Source organism: Acinetobacter lwoffii, assembly GCF_024129685.1.
Taxonomy (GTDB): Bacteria; Pseudomonadota; Gammaproteobacteria; order Pseudomonadales; family Moraxellaceae; genus Acinetobacter; species Acinetobacter lwoffii_X.
The window spans coordinates 44,817-61,870 of record NZ_JAMXXL010000005.1 but is presented as its reverse complement, the minus strand read 5'-3'; the positions used below and the strand labels follow the sequence as shown (position 1 = coordinate 61,870).

The following is a 17,054-nucleotide window of genomic DNA, read 5'->3' as shown; positions in this document are numbered from 1 at the left end:
TGTGAATTAAAACAATAATTTGGAAGCAACGAATAAATACAGAATCACACCGGTAGCATCGCAGATAGAAGTCACTAACGGCGCCGAAGCACTGGCAGGATCAAGTTTGAGTTTATTTAAAATAAAAGGCAGACTCATGCCGATCAGGCAGCCCGTCAACACAATCCCGAGCATACTGATGGCCAGCACCACAGCGACCATGATATCTCCCCGAATATAACCCAGAATGGATACCGCAATCGCCATAGTGCCGCCTAAGCACAGCGCCACCAGAGATTCGCGACTGAGCAAATTAAACCAATCCTTAAATTCGACATCGCCTGTGGCCAAGGCACGCACCATCAAGGTGGCTGATTGCGAACCGGCATTCCCGCCACTACCCACCAAAAGCGGTAAGAAAAATACCAACACGATATGTGCGGCAATGATCTCTTCAAAGTGTGCAATGCCGATTCCCGAGAGCAGACTGCCAAAAACCAGAATGACCAGCCAAAAGACCCGCTTCTGATACAGGGTCAAAATCGGGGCAGTTTTAAGGCTCAATTCAGTCAACGGTGTCACTGCACCCGACTTTAAAATATCTTCAGTGGTTTCGGCTTCGACAATGTCCATAGCATCGTCATAAGTAACAATTCCTAAGAGTTTTTGCTGTGCATCAACTACAGGCAGAGCAATAAAATCATAATAGGCCAAGGCTCGAGCTACAATTTCCTGATCATCTGTTACCTGAGCAGAAATGACGTCACGTTGCATCACCTCGGCAATGCTCAGCTCAGGTAAGGCCTGTATGATCTGCCTTAAGGAAATCACACCGATCAGCCGTTCTTCTGCATCGACAATATAAATCAAATACAGGGTTTCCTGCCCGGCGGCCACCACACGTAAAGCCTGAATCGCTTCATCCATGGTTAAATCGGGTGAGAGCGTCACAAAACTTGAGCTCATCATGGCACCCGCTGTACCTTCCGGATAGATGGCCAGATCTTTGAGTGTCTGCTGGGATTCTTCAGATAATGCACTCATCAATTGCAGCTGTAGCGGCGGCGAAAACTGCTTATAAATATCGACAAAATCATCAGAGGGCATTGCGTCCAGAATAGGAACAAGTTCTGAAATGGATAAGTACTTTGTCACGTTTAACTGCTGCCCTAGGGGCATAAAGGCATAGACCAAGCTTGATTCATTCAGTTGCCTTAAAATTTGGGCCTGTTGCCGAGCATCTAAACGACTTAAAATGCGCGCCTGATCGGCGACATTCAGCTGACTGAGTAAGCCTACAGCGATGTCGTGATTTTCAGAATGTAATTGTTGTTGGATATGCTGGATTTTTTCTGAAATTGTCGGCATAAGCAGCTCATTATAAAAGTCTGGCATTCAAGAGATGTTTGTCCTGATCCCTATGTATCCTAATTTTTCATGTGAATAATTTTAATGATCATGCTGCAATATGACGATATTTTTTGTATAAATCAATTCCTCGATATTTAGCCAGAAAAAAGCCTGACTGAGTCAGGCTTGTTCACTTTCTAAAGATGGATGCTCTATCACCACTGATTGAGAAACCGTTTTTTTAATCATGAGACTACGGATCAATACATACATAAAGGGAATAAACAGCAGTACCAGGACAGTAGCAAATAGCACCCCACCAAAAACACTACTGCCAATCTCCTGCCGGCTGATTGCACTGACGCCCGTGGCAAACATCAAAGGCAATACACCCGCTGCAAATGCAATGGAAGTCATGACAATAGGACGCAAGCGTAAGCCCGCAGCCATTATCGCGGCCTGAACCGGAGTATGACCTGCCCGCTCTGCTTGTGCAGCAAACTCTACAATCAAAATTGCATTTTTATAGGACAGACCGATAGTCGTCAGCAAGGCGATATGAAAGTAAATATCGTTCGCAAAACCAAACCAGACACAGAACAGAATACTTCCTCCCACGCCCAGAGGAATCGCGGTCAACACCACAGCAGGAATCGTCCAGCTTTCATAGAGTGCCGTTAAACATAAGAAAATAAAGGCAATCGAAATTAGATACAAGAAAATAGCTTGCCCACTGCTACGTTTTTCTTCTAAGGCGGCTCCACTCCAGGCCAAATTTACTCCGTCTTGTTCATCGACTAAAGCTTCGACATCTTGCATGGTTTGACCCGAAAATTGATCTTTGGGAATACTTGCATATACAGGCACGGCGTTATAGCCCATATAACGGTTGATACTATTCGGTCCACCTTGCCAATTCAGCGTAGTGAATTGATTAAACGATAACATTTCGCCTTTGCTATTACGGACATGCCAATGTGCCAAATCTTCAGGTTTAGAACGGAACTCCGCTTCGCCTTGCATGATGACCCGTTTGATTTGCCCACGATCAATAAAGTCATTGATATAGGTACCACTCCAAGCCGCAGCCAACGTACTGTTAAAACTTTGCTGAGGTACGGCATATTTGAGTAAACGTTCTATATCCAGTTTAATATTCAGCTCGGCACTTTCTTTGGGTACATCAAGTTGTAAATATTCAATCGATGATTTTGCTTTGGCACGGGTTTCAATCTCAGAGAAGGATTGCTGTAAAAACTCGCTGCCCCGTGAATCTAAATCTTGTAACCAAAAGTCGACCACACGTCCATTACTAGACATAGAAGGCGCCATAAAGAAAATCTGGGCATTGGCATGATTGGCAAAGTGCTTTTGTGCACGATCGACAATAGCAAAGACGGTATCTTCAGGATTTTTACGCGCTGCCCAGTCCTTTAATACGACAAAGAGCTGACCACGATAAGGCCCAACCCCAACATTGTTTCCGCTATACCAAATCCCAATGCTTTGGATGCGCTCAGATTCATGCTGCATTAAATAGTCTTGGACTTCACGCCCGACTTTTTCTATCTCAGAACGTGGTGCATTACCCGGCATCACAATTTGACCCATGACAAAGCCCATATCTTCCGTTGGCATCAGCCCTTCGGGCAAGGTTTTATAAAGCCAGCCAAAGCCTAAAACACATATACTAAATACAGCCAACATCGTCATTTTAAACTGCATGCTACGTGCAGAAAGCTTTTGGTAATGCATGGTGAGCTTATCCATGCCACGATTAAAACGCTGTGCCCATTTTGGTTGATGTGGTTGACGCTTTAGCAGTTGCGCTGCAAATGTAGGGGTGATGATAAGTGCCACCAATAAAGAAAGTAGCATTGCCACGACCAACGTGATGGAAAACTGACGATAGATGACCCCTGTCATACTGCCAAAAAATGCCATGGGAATAAATACAGCAGTTAAGACCAGAGTAATCCCGATCAATGCACCGCTAATTTCCTTCATTGACTTTAAAGCTGCAGCCTGAGCATCCAAATGTTCTTCATGCATCAAACGTTCAATGTTTTCCACGACCACAATGGCATCATCGACCAACAGGCCAATCGCCAAAATCAGGGCAAACAAGGTAAAACTGTTTAAGCTCATTCCCAGTACATACAGCACCGCAAATGTGGCTAAAACTACAATCGGAATCGTGACTGCAGGAATAATAGTGGCGCGCCAGTTTTGCAGGAAGATAAACATCACCAAGACTACCAGTACCATCGCTTCAACCAGAGTTTTCGCGACTTGTTCAATTGAACTGGTAATAAATGGGGTTTTGTCCATGGTCATGCGCAATTGATAATGTGCAGGCAAATTGACTTGGGCATTTTTCAATACCGTTTGCATCTGCTCTGAAACTGCAATTGCATTACTCCGTGGCGCCAATTGAATCGATAATGCAGCGGATAAATGACCGTTGGTATAATTTAAATGATTATAACTTTCTGCCCCTAACTCAACACGTGCGACATCTTTCAAGTATAGCACTGAACCTGAATCTGTTGTTTTCACAATAATTTTTTCAAATTCATCAATGCTACTTAAACGTGATCCCGCACTGACCTTAGCATTCATGTATTGATCTTGTGCTGTCGGTAATCCACCAATAGAACCAGACACAAGTGGTGCATTTTGTACCTCGACTGCATTGCGAATATCACTCGGCATCAGATTAAATTGGCGCAGTTTATGTGGAGTGAGCCAAATGCGCATCGCATAGCCTGCGCCATAAAGCTCCACCTCACCCATCCCGTCAATACGGGAAAAACGCGGTTCAACATGCACCATTAAATAGTCAGCAAGCTCTGTAGGTGTCGCCTTCCCTGATTCATCATATAAACTCAGTAATGCAAATTGATCATAACCTTGTTTATAAACAGCCACTCCATTTTGCTGGGTTTCTTCAGGCAATCGACTTAGCACACCATTGACCGCATTTTGCACTTGCAACAGTGCCTGATCGAGATCCACGCCTTGCTCAAACGACAGGGCCAGATTTGCACGCCCCACGCTACTGTTGGACTGAAAGCTTTCCAAACCTTCAATGCCTTTTATCGCTTGTTCTAAAATTTGCGTGACCGATTGCTCAACGGTTTCCGCAGATGCACCACGATACCCCGCAGAAACACCTAACGCAGGTGCATCCATATTCGGCATATGCTCAATCGGAATTTTTTGCAGTGCAAAAATTCCTAATACCATCATGATAATGGCAATCACGGTTGCAAATTTAGGTCGATAAATAAAAAAGCGTGACAACATGAATAAAAATCCCCATCAGATGCATTCTCACGACGCATTCTTGTATGAATAGATGATTTCTATAGCAATTTTCACACCATGCTGAAAACGCAACCAGCTATCGGATAAATTTTAACGATAAAAAAATCCCCGTATAAACGGGGATTTTTAAGCTCTAGAGTTTTCCTTTGTTTTAAGCACTCGATTTTTTGATGATGAGTTGGCGAATCAAAACATACATAAATGGAATAAAAATCAGCACCAGCAATGTTCCAAAAATGACACCACCAAATACACTCACCCCAATTTCCTGACGACTTACCGCACCTGCCCCTGTAGCAAAGACCAGCGGTAAAATCCCGGCGCCAAAGGCCAAAGAAGTCATCAAGATCGGACGTAGTCGCAAAGACGCACCTTCTAGTGCGGCTTCTACTACCGATTTACCTTGCTGCTGCGCTAATGAAGCAAATTCTACAATCAAAATAGCATTCTTACAGGACAGACCGATGGTGGTCAGCAAGGCAATCTGGAAATAGATATCATTCGGGAAACCAGCCAGATAACTAAAAATAATATTGCCGCCAATCCCCAGTGGAATTGCCGACATCACGGCGGTTGGAATGCTCCAGCTTTCATATAAAGCCGCCAGACACAGAAAAATAAAGCCAATTGAAATCAGATACAGCCAGATCGCCTGATTATTGGACTGTTTTTCCTCAAAGGAAAGACCGCTCCAGACCACATCGACTCCTTCCTGCTCGGCAATCAAAGCTTCCACATCCTGCATGGCCTGACCGGAACTGCTGTCTTTGGCCCGATCCGCTTCCATTTGCAATGCGGTATACCCCATAAAGCGGTTGACCACTTCAGGGCCACCACTCCAGCCCACTTGCGAGAAGTTGCTGAAAGGCACCATCTGATTCTGGTCATTTCGCACATGCCACTGCGCCAGATCTTCCGGCTTGGAACGGAATTCTGCATCACCCTGCATGATCACCCGTTTAATCCGGCCGCGATCAATAAAGTCATTAATATAACTGCCGCCCCAGGCACTGGATAAGGTACTGTTAATCGCCGATTGAGTCAGACCATTGGCCATGGCCTGTTTCTGGTCAATATTGACACGTAGTTCTGCTTTGTCAGGATTAGAACGTTTGCCCAGATTTTCAAAGCTTGTATAGTTGCCGGCACGAGCTTCCAGTGCTTTAAACTGTTGTTCCAGATATTGCCGACCATTGCCATTGATGTCTCGAATCCAGAAATCCAGACCATCGGTTTGTCCCAAACCATTGACTGAAGCTGGCATGGACACATTAATTTGTGCATTGTGATTACTCTGGAAATGCTTCAAGGCCCGTTCACGAATCGCTTGTGCAGTATTGTCCTGACCGGAACGCTCATCCCAATGTTTCAACGCTACAAAACCGGTCGCGAGGTTCTGACCAGTTCCAGAGAAATTTCGCCCATAACGGATCATCACCAGATTGACATTAGCTTGTTCCTGATCTAGAAAATACTTACGGACTTCTTCACCGATCTGAATGGTATTTTTCATCGGAGCGCCTTCCTGCAATTTGATTTGCAAGCTTAAGATCCCCTGATCCTCACTCGGTAAGAAACTGGTCGGCAAGGCACGATAGAACAGCGCAAACACACCGATCAATCCGGCAAACAGCAGCAAACAGATTGCCTGACGCTGGACCGTGAGTTTAGACAAATTCAGATAACGATGTTTTAAATGATCCAGTTTCTGGTTAAACCAGGATGCCCATTTTGCCGGTTTAGGATTCGGTTTTAGAATAAGCGCGCACAATGCTGGGGTTAGAATCAATGCCACCATTAAGGACAGCGACATGGCCGCAACCAAAGTGATAGAAAATTGGCGATAGATCACGCCAGTCGAACCACCAAAGAAAGCCATCGGAATAAAGACTGCGGTCAAAACCAAAGTAATCCCGATCAGTGCTCCACTAATTTCCTGCATGGATTCCAGGGCCGCGTCCTTGGCAGACAGTTGCTTTTCATGCATCAACCGTTCGACGTTTTCCACCACAACAATCGCATCATCCACCAACAGGCCGATCGCCAGAACCAGCGCAAATAAGGTTAAGGTGTTGATACTCATACCCAGTGCATACAGCACCGCCATGGTACCCAAAATCACCACTGGAACAGTCACGGTAGGAATCAAAGTGGCACGCCAGTTCTGCAAGAAAATGAACATCACAATGATGACCAAGATCACGGCTTCGATCAGGGTTTTGATCACTTCTTTAATTGATTCTTGTACAAAAGGCGTATTGTCACGTGGGTAAGCAATTTTATAGCCTTCAGGCAATTGCTGGGAAATACGGGCAATTTCAGCCTTAATCAGATTAGAGGTGGCAATGGCATTGGCCCCTGAGGCCAGTGAAATACCCAGACCTGCTTATGGATAACCATTATTGGTACTATAAGATTGATAATTTTCAGCACCCAGTTCCACCCGCGCAATATCTTTCAAATAAATAAAGCTGCCGGCACGATCCGATTTGACAATAATATTCTGGAATTCTTCCACGGTTTTTAGCCGTGAACCTGAAGTAACTTTGGCATTCAGGTATTGCTCGTCTATGGCTGGAAGATCACCAATCGCACCAGCAGCGACCTGAGTATTCTGGGCTTCAATCGCAGCACGCACATCACTTGGCATCAGGTTATATTGTTTTAATTTTGCCGGATTCAGCCAGATCCGCATCGCATATTGTGAACCAAAAACATCCACCTCACCAATGCCTTCAATCCGGGAAATGTCCTGTTCCAGATGGGTCATCAGATAGTCGGAAAGTTCAATATTGTTGCTGCGCCCCGACTCATCATACAGGCTAATTACCATATGGGTATCACCGAGCGATTTAAAGACATTGACACCTTGGCGTTGTACATCTTCCGGTAATCGGTTTAGTACCCCATTAATCGCATTTTGTACCTGCACCTGTGCAGTATCCGGATCGGTACCATTCTCAAAGCTAATGCTGACCCGGCTGCGTCCTGAAGAATCACTACTCGAACTGAAATACAGCAGATGATCAATGCCTTTGATTTGCTGTTCCAGCACTTGAGTCACGCTTTCTTCCACAGTTTCCGCAGAAGCGCCGCTATAAGTTGCTGCCACCGTTATCCTTGGCGGGGCAATGTCCGGATAACGTTCCACTGGCAGGTTCATCACTGCGAACAGGCCGATTGCCATGACAACAATCGCCAGTACCCCAGCAAAGATCGGGCGGTGGATAAAAAATTTAGACAGCATAAGTCCGGGTCACTTTTAATTAAATAGGGGTAAATTGATGCAGAACATAAGCATGCTATATCCAAATATTCAGTGACATAGCACTAGAATGCAAGAATTAAACACATAAAAGCTGCGATAAAAACCAATCATGGAGAAATTATGGATTATCCCTCTTGAGCACGTTCTTGAGATTGCTCTTCCCTATTTATTAATAGCATTTTTCCAAACAAAAAACCCTGCAGATGCAGGGTTTTTTGGTGAATCAATTAAGCGGATTAAGCGCTGAACTGGTTCATTGTGTTTTTAGAATCATCACCAGCTTTCAATGCATTGTCACCAGCGAAGATTTCTTTGTGGTCATCACCGATGTCAGAACCAGCCATTGCTTGGTGTTTAACACATGCGATACCGCCGCGGATTTCTTTACGTTGTACGCCAGCAACATAAGCCAACATACCTTCAGTACCGAAGTAACCTTGAGCAAGCTCATGAGTAGAAAGCGCAGCTGTGTGGTAAGTCGGAAGTGTGATCAAGTGATGGAACACACCCGCTTCACGAGCAGCATCAGCTTGGAATGTACGAACTTTTTCGTCAGCTTCAGCAGCCAGTTCAGTTGCATCGTACTCAGCGCTCATTAACTTAGCACGGTCGTAAGCAGAAACGTCTTTACCTTCAGCAACCCAACGGTCATACGCTTGTTGACGGAAGTTTAAAGTCCAGTTGAACGAAGGCGAGTTGTTATAAACAAGTTTCGCATTTGGAACTGTTTCACGTACACGGTTAACCATGTGAGCAATTTCAGCAACGTTTGGAGTCGCAGTTTCGATCCAAAGAAGGTCAGCACCGTTTTGTAGGCTAGTTACACAGTCAAGTACAACGCGGTCGATTTGAGTGCCTTCACGGAACTGGTATAGACCAGAAGCAAGACGTTTAGGACGGTGAAGTTTACCATCACGCTTGATCAGGATTTCGTCTTCTTGAGCTTCTGAAATGTCGATTTCAGTTGTGTCTAAGTAGCTGATGTATTGAGAAGCGATGTCGCCTGGCTCTTTAACCACTGGGATTTTTTGAGTCAAGTCAGCGCCTTCAGAGTCAGTACGTGCAACGATGATACCGTCATCAAGACCCATTTCTAGGAATGCATAGCGAAGAGCGTGGATTTTCGCGATGAAGTCTTCGTGTGGAACTGTTACTTTACCAGCTTGGTGACCACATTGTTTCGCGTCAGAAACCTGGTTTTCGATTTGTAGTGCACAAGCACCCGCTTCGATCATTTTCTTAGCAAGAAGGTAAGTCGCTTCTTCGTTACCGAAACCAGCGTCGATGTCCGCAATAATTGGCACAACGTGAGTTTGGAAGTTGTCGATTTGTGAAGTGATTTCAGCTGCTTTAGCAGTGTCGCCCGCTTCTTGTGCTTTTTTAAGGGCACGGAACAAGTCGTTTAATTCTTTCGCGTCAGCTTGACGTAAGAAAGTGTAGATTTCTTCGATCAATGCAGGAACAGAAGTTTTTTCGTGCATTGATTGGTCAGGAAGTGGACCGAATTCTGAACGAAGCGCTGCAACCATCCAACCAGAAAGGTAGATGTAGCGACGTTCAGTTGTACCGAAGTATTTTTTGTTCGCAATCATTTTTTGTTGCGCGATGAAACCGTGCCAGCAACCTAGTGATTGAGTGTATTTGCTAGAGTCTGCATCATAAGCAGCCATATCACGACGCATAATTGCCGCTGTATATTTCGCAATGTCTAAACCAGTTTTGAAACGGTTTTGAAGTTGCATACGCGCAGCATCTTCAGGACTGATGTCTGCCCAAGTGTTACCGAATTTCGCTTTTAATTCGCGGATTGCATCAATCGCTGTTTGGTATGTAGTCATGATATATTCCTGTAATAATATTAGGATTTTTCTGCAACGAACCGCTCAAATCACACCCTCAATGACTTGTTCAGATTTTCGACGATCCGTTGGGATAGCTAAAGATTAGTGGGCTTATGAAAATTAATCCAATAGTCTGCAAGAATCTTCAGTATTTATTTAAAAAATGAGTAGATCAAAGTCTTAGTACAATCTCGATAAATTATATTAAGATACTGTTTCATATAAATTTATTTAAAAATAAAAATGGATAAAATTTCCGCATGTTGCTTAAAAATAATTCATTAGACTTAAGTCTGGATATGGGTTTTATGTCCTTTTATTTTTAAAAAATGCTGATCTTTGATGATTTATTCAACTTAAGGAATTCTTGATTTAGTTTACTTTTCACTCAAATCTTGAATACAAGAACAGCCTTTCTCATGTTCTTTTAAACCGAAAATATGGTTTTCATCCCAATCTATAAAAAAGGCTAAATGATGATCCATTTAACGTACATCTTTTTTCTTATGTACACTCGAAATAATGGAGCTTAAGCCTGTGTTAATTCTGTAAACTTTATCAGTGAGCACATGGCTTTTTTCATCGGCGCTTTACACAAGGCCCGGCAATTATGGCATAATCATCATAATTTCTTGTATTTATTTTCGGTATTTCTTTTATGAATCTGGAGCGGGTCGATCTCAATCTATTAATTTATCTTGATGTACTTCTTCGCGAAAAAAATGTCACACGTGCAGCAGAACAATTGGGTGTTACCCAGCCTGCCATGAGTAATATTTTACGCCGATTACGCAATTTATTTAATGATCCCCTCCTGATCCGTTCTTCTGAAGGCATGACTCCGACCGAACGTGCTTTAGAATTACAGCCCCGCATTCGGGATGCGCTCGCTGATCTGTCGATGATCCTGGAACCACGTACCGAGTTCCGTCCATATACCTCAAATCGTGTCTTCCGGATCATGACCTCGGATTATGCAGAAGCCACGCTGGTTCCACGTCTGGTTAAAGCCCTACGTTCAGAAGCACCGAACGTGGTATTAGACTTCCTGACGCCAAGTGACGTGTCATATCGTGACATGGAACAAGGCAAGGTCGATCTGGCAATCAACCGTTTTAATGAAATCCCGCAAAGTTTTCATCAGGTTTTGGTCTGGCGTGACAGCTTTTCTTGCCTTTTAAATAACAAGCATCCTGCCGCAAGCAACTTAAACCTTAAAAGTTACCTGGATGCACAGCATATCTGGGTTTCCAAAACCGGTATGGGTGTTGGCTTCGGGGTAAATCCTGAAAAACAGGCCGGTTTAGGCTGGATCGATCAGGCTTTAGAACGTATTGGCCAGAAACGTAAAATCTCAGTCTTTACCCGTCACTATCAAATGCCGGGATTATTGGCTGCCAATGTCGATCTGGTCGCAACACTGCCTTCACGCATTGCACGTTTGCAAGCCAAGAATCACAATTTAATTCTCAAAGATCCGCCGTTTTATATTCCTGAATTTGAATTGAAAATGGCATGGTGTCCTTTATTGCATCATCATCCGGCGCATCGCTGGTTACGTCAGCTGATTTTATATGTCGCCCGCCAGATGATTGAAGAAGAAAACCGTGAATTCCTGAGCAATAATTCTCAATTTTCACATTATTAAACTCAAAATCTTCTAAATTCTTATTTTTTAAGATTATACTTCGAAGACTTGAGATGTCATTGTTACACCTCAAGTCTTTTTTTGTGTTAAAAATATCCCAAGATACTATTCATCCACAGGTGGATTTGTGAGCCTCTTACAAAATATCGTGATTATCTTAATACTCATCACGGGGGCCGGTTTTTTATCTTTAACTGAAATCGCCCTCGCAGGTGCCCGTAAAGTCAAACTCAAAATTCTGGCTGAGTCGGGTGATCATCGCGCTCAAAAAGTTTTAGATCTACAAGAAAATTCTGCGGACTTCTTTGCAGCCTCTCAAATTGGTTTAAATGCAGTTGCCATTCTCGGCGGTATTTTAGGTGAAGGTGCCTTCCGCCCTTATATTTATAATTTTGTTTCCCGCTTTTACCAAGGACCTTGGGCTGACAATATTAGCTTTGCGCTCTCCTTTACTGTCGTCACTTCATTATTTATTTTATTTGCGGACCTGATGCCGAAACGTCTGGCCATGATTGCGCCAGAAAAGATCGCAGTCTCAGTCATCGAGCCAATTCAGATTTTCATTAAAGTCTGCAAACCTTTGGCTTGGTTTATCAATGCGATTGCCAACATGCTGTTCCGTCTGTTTAAAGTAAATACTATTCGTGATGACAATATTACTTTTGATGATATTTCTGCAGTGATGGATGCCGGTGCACAGGCAGGCGTGCTCCAGAAACAGGAACACCATTTCATTGAAAACGTATTCGAGCTGGAAGAACGTAACGTGCCTTCGAGTATGACCACACGTGAAAATGTGGTGTTCTTCACCTTGAATGAACCGGAAGAAAGTATTCGGCAAAAGCTGGCAGAATATCCCTACTCCAAGTTTCTGGTATGTAGCAATGACATTGACAGTGTGATTGGCTATGTCGATGCCAAAGACATTCTGGTGCGTATTCTGAACAACCAGTCGCTGCTGCAGCTCAATGAAAATACCATCCGTAATGTGTTGACCATTCCTGACACTTTGACCTTATCGGAAGTTCTGGACCGTTTCCGCTCTACCAAGGAAAAGTTTGCCGTCGTCATTAATGAATATGCGCTGGTAGTCGGAGTGATTACCCTATCCGATATTATGATTACCGTGATGGGTGACTGGGTGACGCCTATTGAAGCCGATCAGCAAATTATTAAACGTGACAATAATTCCTGGTTGATTGAAGGCAGTACACCGATTGAAGATATTAAGCATGCGCTTGAAATTGATGAAATGCCTGATGATGAAAATTATGAAACCATCGCTGGCTTCATGATGTATAAATTACGCAAGATTCCACGTCCTGCAGATGCAGTGATATTTGGTGCTTATAAGTTTGAAGTGGTTGACGTCGATCATTTTAAAATTGACCAGTTACTGGTGACCCGCTTGATCGAAACCAATTCAGTTATTCAAGAAGAATCAGATTAGTCTGGTTCTTCCTTCTAAGAAATAGTAAAAATTATTCTAATAAAAAAATCATAAGGTGAGTGATGAATATTTCTGCATTATTGGCATGTCTGTTTTTTTATTCAGCCCTGTATTTGTTTTACTTCTTCTTTGCCAAACAACAGAATCCCCTGCTTTTACTCGCAGCCATCATTCTGATGGTTTTAACAGTTTTCATTATTCCCTACCCGCATGAACGTCGCCGTCAAGGTTTCGACTCGACCTTGAGATTTGGAGAGTATTTTTATTGGCCATTAATCACGTGGTGGCGTTTATTTATTCTGCCCATCAGCTGGCTGATTGCACTGATATATCGTGATTAAAAAAGCACCTTTGGGTGCTTTTTTTTAGATCTAGTTATAGCTTAGATTTTTGCTAATAAAGCCTCAAGAACGGCTTGATAGTGAATCTGGATATCATCTTCTAAAATTTTGTAGGCATTATCGAATTGCACCATTGGCCAGCCTTCTTTCCAGAATGGGAAAATATTATGCAGGTCATGGGTGACAATGGCATCTTCACGCACAATTGCTTGGGCAATTTGTGACAGCACTTGCGCAGTTTCAGCGCCATCAATCGCCATATAATCAATACCGCGCGCTTTTAAAATACGGATTCGGTCTTTTTTATAACGGATTTTTTTGATTTGTGCTGCATTCAGCCCCAAAGCCAAAGATACGGCTTCGACAAATTTGTCTTCAAATGACTGATTCAATGCTACTAAGGCTGCTTTATGCGCTTCCTGACGACCAGCTTTACCACCCTGACGAATTGCTGCTTGCGCCTCAGTATTTAGCTCATCCTTTTTCATACTTTGCAGGATGTCTAAAATTTCGATGTCGCTTAACGCCTGAGGAGATTGATCAGTCATAAACTGTCCTTAAAAAAATAAATCTTGAATCGGCTATTTTCGCATAATTCGTGGCTAAAAAACTAAAATCTTCATGATTAAAACAGCGCTGCGACCTGAAACTGCATTTCTTCTGCGATTTTGCGCAAAATCGACTATAGTGCTTCATCTATATATTAAATTAATCTCTGGATGATGCCCACTACGCAAGTGACTTTGTTGCTGCAGCAACTTAAGCGCCAACATCCGACTGCATTTAAAGGAAATTACCTGTTTTACAGTCAGATTAAAATCCGTGGAATCTGGGATAAAGCCAAGCTCTTAATTCCTTGGGTCTTGGCCGCCATGATTTTTGTTCCCATCAGTTTGATGTTAGGAGATCTGGTACAGCAATCTTTTGTGCAAATCAGCGAATTTCAGGCGCAAAGTTATGCCATTTTGGCCATTTTGTTGTTCCTGATGTTGAGTCTCACCTTGATTCTGCACCAGATTCAGCATTCTTCTTATTCACTGTATCAGTTATTACGGCATACTCCGATCAAGATGGCTATTGTGATTCTATTGCAAGCCTTAAATCCGGTCTTTATACAAAGCAGTTTGCTGATGTGGAGCTTATTCTTCTTTGGCGTGAGCTTTGGCTTTGTGCGCTTTTATCGGGAAAATTTATTCAAGGAAAATAGCAAAAATACTGAGCACTATCAGCTACAACAATTACGTAAAATCTGTTTTTGGGCTTATAAACAGACCTGTCTGATCCGACTAAAATTACGTTTTTATTCAAGCCATGATCCTCGGCATGCCGAACTAAAACAGCAATTAAATCACTATGCCGGGTTATATACGCGGCTGCTGAAATATGAGCATCAATATTGTAAAACGATCAAGCATCTAGATGTCGACAGCTATCTGGATGAAAATTCATAGTTCTCTCTATCCTTTTTCATTGGCCATCTTAAAGATCTGCAAATATTGAATTTTAAAAAACGTTGATTTGCTGATTTTTAGAATAGAAGCCACGGAATTGCTTGAAAAGAAAGCAATCATTTCGGAATTTGCTTGCCAAGCTTTATTTCGTCCTCTATTATTGCGCACATGCCCGAGTGGTGAAATCGGTAGACACAGGGGATTTAAAATCCCCCGCCCACAAAGCGTGCCAGTTCGAGTCTGGCCTCGGGCACCATTTTAATATTTATTAAAATGGTGCAATAAAAAATCCAGCATTAGGCTGGTTTTTTTGTGCCTGAATTTTATTCTTTTAGCGCGAAATCCCCATGTCAGAATTAAAACACTTTGATCTCGCTACATTACAATTACGTCATCCAGACGCTTTTTTCCTTAAGCTGCGTTATAGCCGCTTTAAATTTAATGCCTTGCAAAATATCCAGTTTGTTATCGCGATTAATTTACTGTCCCTTCTGGTCTGTGTAGCCTGTAGTCTCAGCTCCGTATTTCTGGAATATTATTTTTTCAAGAATGCCACGATTGCCTTTAATGTCACCTTAATTGTGCTGATGGCACTGCTTTATCCTTATATCTGGCATGCACAATATCAGGCGCAATTTAGTTCCAAAGCCTATAGTCAGCGTTTGCAAAACTGTCTCTATCTGCAAATTCCAATTTTTCTGAGCTTATTGCTCAACTTTTATCTGATTCATTCGGATGTACTGGTCATCATTAGTATGATCATTTTAGCGATTTCTTCCTTTGGGGTGGTCATCCTGGAACCTTTATTTAAAAGTTCCTGTAGTGCGATTGACCAGATCAGGTTGCAGAAACTCCGACAACTGGCTTTTTGGGCTTATCAACAATCCAAATCAAAAACACCACAACAGATTCAAGGTCAATCGAATCTGCAGGCTTATTACCAAAACCTTTATCAGCAATGCATGAATGAAGAGCAACAATTACTCGGCTCAATTCGTTTTAATAGCTTTAAAGAGTATTTGAACAGACAATAAAAAACCCTGCAGCTGCAGGGTTTTCTTAAATCACCATTCACGATTGGTAATCAGCTCTTCCATTTCAATCTCAAACAGACCATGCTCTTGCACCACCATCATCATGGCTTCAGCAATATAATCAGCGGCAGTATCATCCAGAGATGAATCCAGATCTTCAAACTGAGGTTTCATGACATTAATATCAGCCACAGTCAGATTGGCAAGCTGATAAATTTCTTGATCTGACAAACCTGATTTAGCGACTTTTTGGGCAAAACGTTCGATGTGCTGCTTGATTTCAGCAACCAGAATATCGGGATAATACTCATCATCGAACATGGGGAGAAGTAAATCTGCAAACATTACAGGCACTCTAAAGGATGACTATCTAATCTAAGCGTGCCTATATAGCATATTGTTGCTTAAAAGCCAAACAACATTGCCAATGTAGGGATTTCCCAGCCTCGCTTTCTAAGCCATTTGCATGGCTTGCCAGACTTTAATCGCATCGGCTGTAGCCTTAACATCATGTGCCCGTACCATACATGCACCTTGCTGAATACTCAGTAAATGTGCTGTTGCAGAGCCTACTGCCCGCTCTTGCGGTGCTGCACCATCTAGCACTGTCCCGATAAAGCGTTTACGAGATAAAGCAGACAGAATCGGATAGCCCATTTCTGTCAGTTTATAAAATTCGTTCAGCAGCTGTAAATTTTGCTGGGCATTTTTAGCGAAACCAAAGCCTGGATCGATCATGATATTTTCCGCTTTTACTCCAACATCCAAGGCATCCTGAACGCGTTGGGATAACTCGCGAATCACATCAACAGTAACATCCTCATATTGATCCAGATTGTTCATGGTGGTCGGCTCACCGCGCATATGCATGATGATCACTGGAATATTGAGTTCTGCTGCGGTCTGCAATGCATTCGGCCGAGTCAAAGCACGGACATCATTCCAGATATGTGCTCCGGCCCGAACCGCTGCGCGTATGACTTCAGGTTGCGACGTATCAATCGAGAGAATGACCTTATGTTTAGCCAGTTCTTCCACCACAGGCACTACGCGGCGAATTTCTTCTTCCACTTCTACCACTGCGGCACCTGGACGGGTCGATTCACCGCCAATATCAATCACGGTCGCGCCTTCAGCGATCATTTCAAGCGCACGTGCGACTGCATCTTCTTTGTGATTATGCCGACCACCATCACTAAAAGAGTCTGGGGTGACATTGAGAATCCCCATCACATGCGGCTGGGATAAGTCCAATTTTAAATCACCAAATGTCCATACATGTGGTAACAAAGGCATCAGCTGCATGATTCAATACTCACTCAAAATAACCCCGATATTGTCTTATGGATCGCTGAATAAAGC

General features: G+C 43.1%; 11 protein-coding genes, 1 tRNA gene and 1 pseudogene. 6 read left to right on the top strand and 7 right to left on the bottom strand.

Annotated elements, in window-relative coordinates:
* Nucleotides 1–6: 6 nt before the first annotated feature.
* From mgtE to NI464_RS03785, 4 genes and pseudogenes are all read right to left on the bottom strand, one after another.
* A complete protein-coding gene (gene mgtE, locus NI464_RS03800; RefSeq protein WP_004731854.1) occupies nt 7–1,347 on the bottom strand; it encodes a magnesium transporter in 1,341 nt (446 codons plus the stop codon).
* Between the two features lie 162 nt (nt 1,348–1,509).
* Nucleotides 1,510–4,638: an efflux RND transporter permease subunit gene (locus tag NI464_RS03795; RefSeq protein WP_253137773.1), complete on the bottom strand. Its 3,129-nt coding sequence runs from the start codon at nt 4,636–4,638 to the stop codon at nt 1,510–1,512.
* A gap of 172 nt (nt 4,639–4,810) precedes the next feature.
* Nucleotides 4,811–7,906, bottom strand: a pseudogene (locus NI464_RS03790) (multidrug efflux RND transporter permease subunit).
* A 257-nt stretch (nt 7,907–8,163) separates the two neighbouring features.
* Nucleotides 8,164–9,765: an isocitrate lyase gene (locus NI464_RS03785; protein WP_004280550.1), complete on the bottom strand. Its 1,602-nt coding sequence runs from the start codon at nt 9,763–9,765 to the stop codon at nt 8,164–8,166.
* A gap of 661 nt (nt 9,766–10,426) precedes the next feature.
* Here NI464_RS03785 and NI464_RS03780 point away from each other — a divergent pair.
* From NI464_RS03780 to NI464_RS03770, 3 genes are all read left to right on the top strand, one after another.
* On the top strand, nt 10,427–11,416 hold the full coding sequence (locus NI464_RS03780) for a LysR family transcriptional regulator (RefSeq protein ID WP_004280551.1): 990 nt from the start codon (nt 10,427–10,429) through the stop codon (nt 11,414–11,416).
* Between the two features lie 127 nt (nt 11,417–11,543).
* On the top strand, nt 11,544–12,866 hold the full coding sequence (gene paeA / locus NI464_RS03775) for a polyamine export protein PaeA (protein ID WP_004280552.1): 1,323 nt from the start codon (nt 11,544–11,546) through the stop codon (nt 12,864–12,866).
* A gap of 62 nt (nt 12,867–12,928) precedes the next feature.
* A complete protein-coding gene (locus NI464_RS03770) occupies nt 12,929–13,207 on the top strand; it encodes a hypothetical protein (RefSeq protein WP_004645748.1) in 279 nt (92 codons plus the stop codon).
* Between the two features lie 41 nt (nt 13,208–13,248).
* On the opposite strand, the gene NI464_RS03765 is transcribed toward NI464_RS03770, so the two are convergent.
* Complete coding sequence (locus NI464_RS03765; protein ID WP_004280554.1) at nt 13,249–13,755, bottom strand: hypothetical protein; 507 nt, start codon at nt 13,753–13,755, stop codon at nt 13,249–13,251.
* A 174-nt stretch (nt 13,756–13,929) separates the two neighbouring features.
* Between NI464_RS03765 and NI464_RS03760 the strand changes: the two genes are divergently transcribed.
* The 3 genes from NI464_RS03760 to NI464_RS03750 all read left to right on the top strand — a co-directional run bounded on the left by NI464_RS03760 (nt 13,930) and on the right by NI464_RS03750 (nt 15,692).
* The gene (locus NI464_RS03760) at nt 13,930–14,658 is read left to right on the top strand and encodes a hypothetical protein (protein WP_253137819.1); all 729 of its coding nucleotides are present in this window, start codon (nt 13,930–13,932) and stop codon (nt 14,656–14,658) included.
* A gap of 170 nt (nt 14,659–14,828) precedes the next feature.
* A tRNA-Leu gene (locus tag NI464_RS03755) sits at nt 14,829–14,914 on the top strand.
* A gap of 91 nt (nt 14,915–15,005) precedes the next feature.
* Complete coding sequence (locus NI464_RS03750; RefSeq protein WP_253137772.1) at nt 15,006–15,692, top strand: hypothetical protein; 687 nt, start codon at nt 15,006–15,008, stop codon at nt 15,690–15,692.
* Between the two features lie 30 nt (nt 15,693–15,722).
* Here NI464_RS03750 and NI464_RS03745 read toward each other — a convergent pair whose 3' ends face one another.
* Both NI464_RS03745 and folP read right to left on the bottom strand, forming a co-directional pair.
* On the bottom strand, nt 15,723–16,037 hold the full coding sequence (locus NI464_RS03745; protein WP_071850728.1) for a DUF5713 family protein: 315 nt from the start codon (nt 16,035–16,037) through the stop codon (nt 15,723–15,725).
* A gap of 108 nt (nt 16,038–16,145) precedes the next feature.
* Nucleotides 16,146–16,997, bottom strand: coding sequence for a dihydropteroate synthase (gene folP / locus NI464_RS03740; RefSeq protein WP_253137771.1), 852 nt, complete (start codon nt 16,995–16,997; stop codon nt 16,146–16,148).
* Nucleotides 16,998–17,054: the final 57 nt, after the last annotated feature.

Excerpts from the sequence above, each read along its gene's own strand:
- folP (WP_253137771.1), bottom strand. The coding sequence starts at position 16,997 with ATGCAGCTGATGCCTTTGTTACCACATGTATGGACATTTGGTGATTTA.
- NI464_RS03785 (WP_004280550.1), bottom strand. The coding sequence starts at position 9,765 with ATGACTACATACCAAACAGCGATTGATGCAATCCGCGAATTAAAAGCG.
- NI464_RS03770 (WP_004645748.1), top strand. The coding sequence starts at position 12,929 with ATGAATATTTCTGCATTATTGGCATGTCTGTTTTTTTATTCAGCCCTG.
- NI464_RS03745 (WP_071850728.1), bottom strand. The coding sequence starts at position 16,037 with ATGTTTGCAGATTTACTTCTCCCCATGTTCGATGATGAGTATTATCCC.
- NI464_RS03760 (WP_253137819.1), top strand. The coding sequence starts at position 13,930 with ATGCCCACTACGCAAGTGACTTTGTTGCTGCAGCAACTTAAGCGCCAA.
- NI464_RS03750 (WP_253137772.1), top strand. The coding sequence starts at position 15,006 with ATGTCAGAATTAAAACACTTTGATCTCGCTACATTACAATTACGTCAT.
- NI464_RS03765 (WP_004280554.1), bottom strand. The coding sequence starts at position 13,755 with ATGACTGATCAATCTCCTCAGGCGTTAAGCGACATCGAAATTTTAGAC.
- NI464_RS03780 (WP_004280551.1), top strand. The coding sequence starts at position 10,427 with ATGAATCTGGAGCGGGTCGATCTCAATCTATTAATTTATCTTGATGTA.
- mgtE (WP_004731854.1), bottom strand. The coding sequence starts at position 1,347 with ATGCCGACAATTTCAGAAAAAATCCAGCATATCCAACAACAATTACAT.
- NI464_RS03795 (WP_253137773.1), bottom strand. The coding sequence starts at position 4,638 with ATGTTGTCACGCTTTTTTATTTATCGACCTAAATTTGCAACCGTGATT.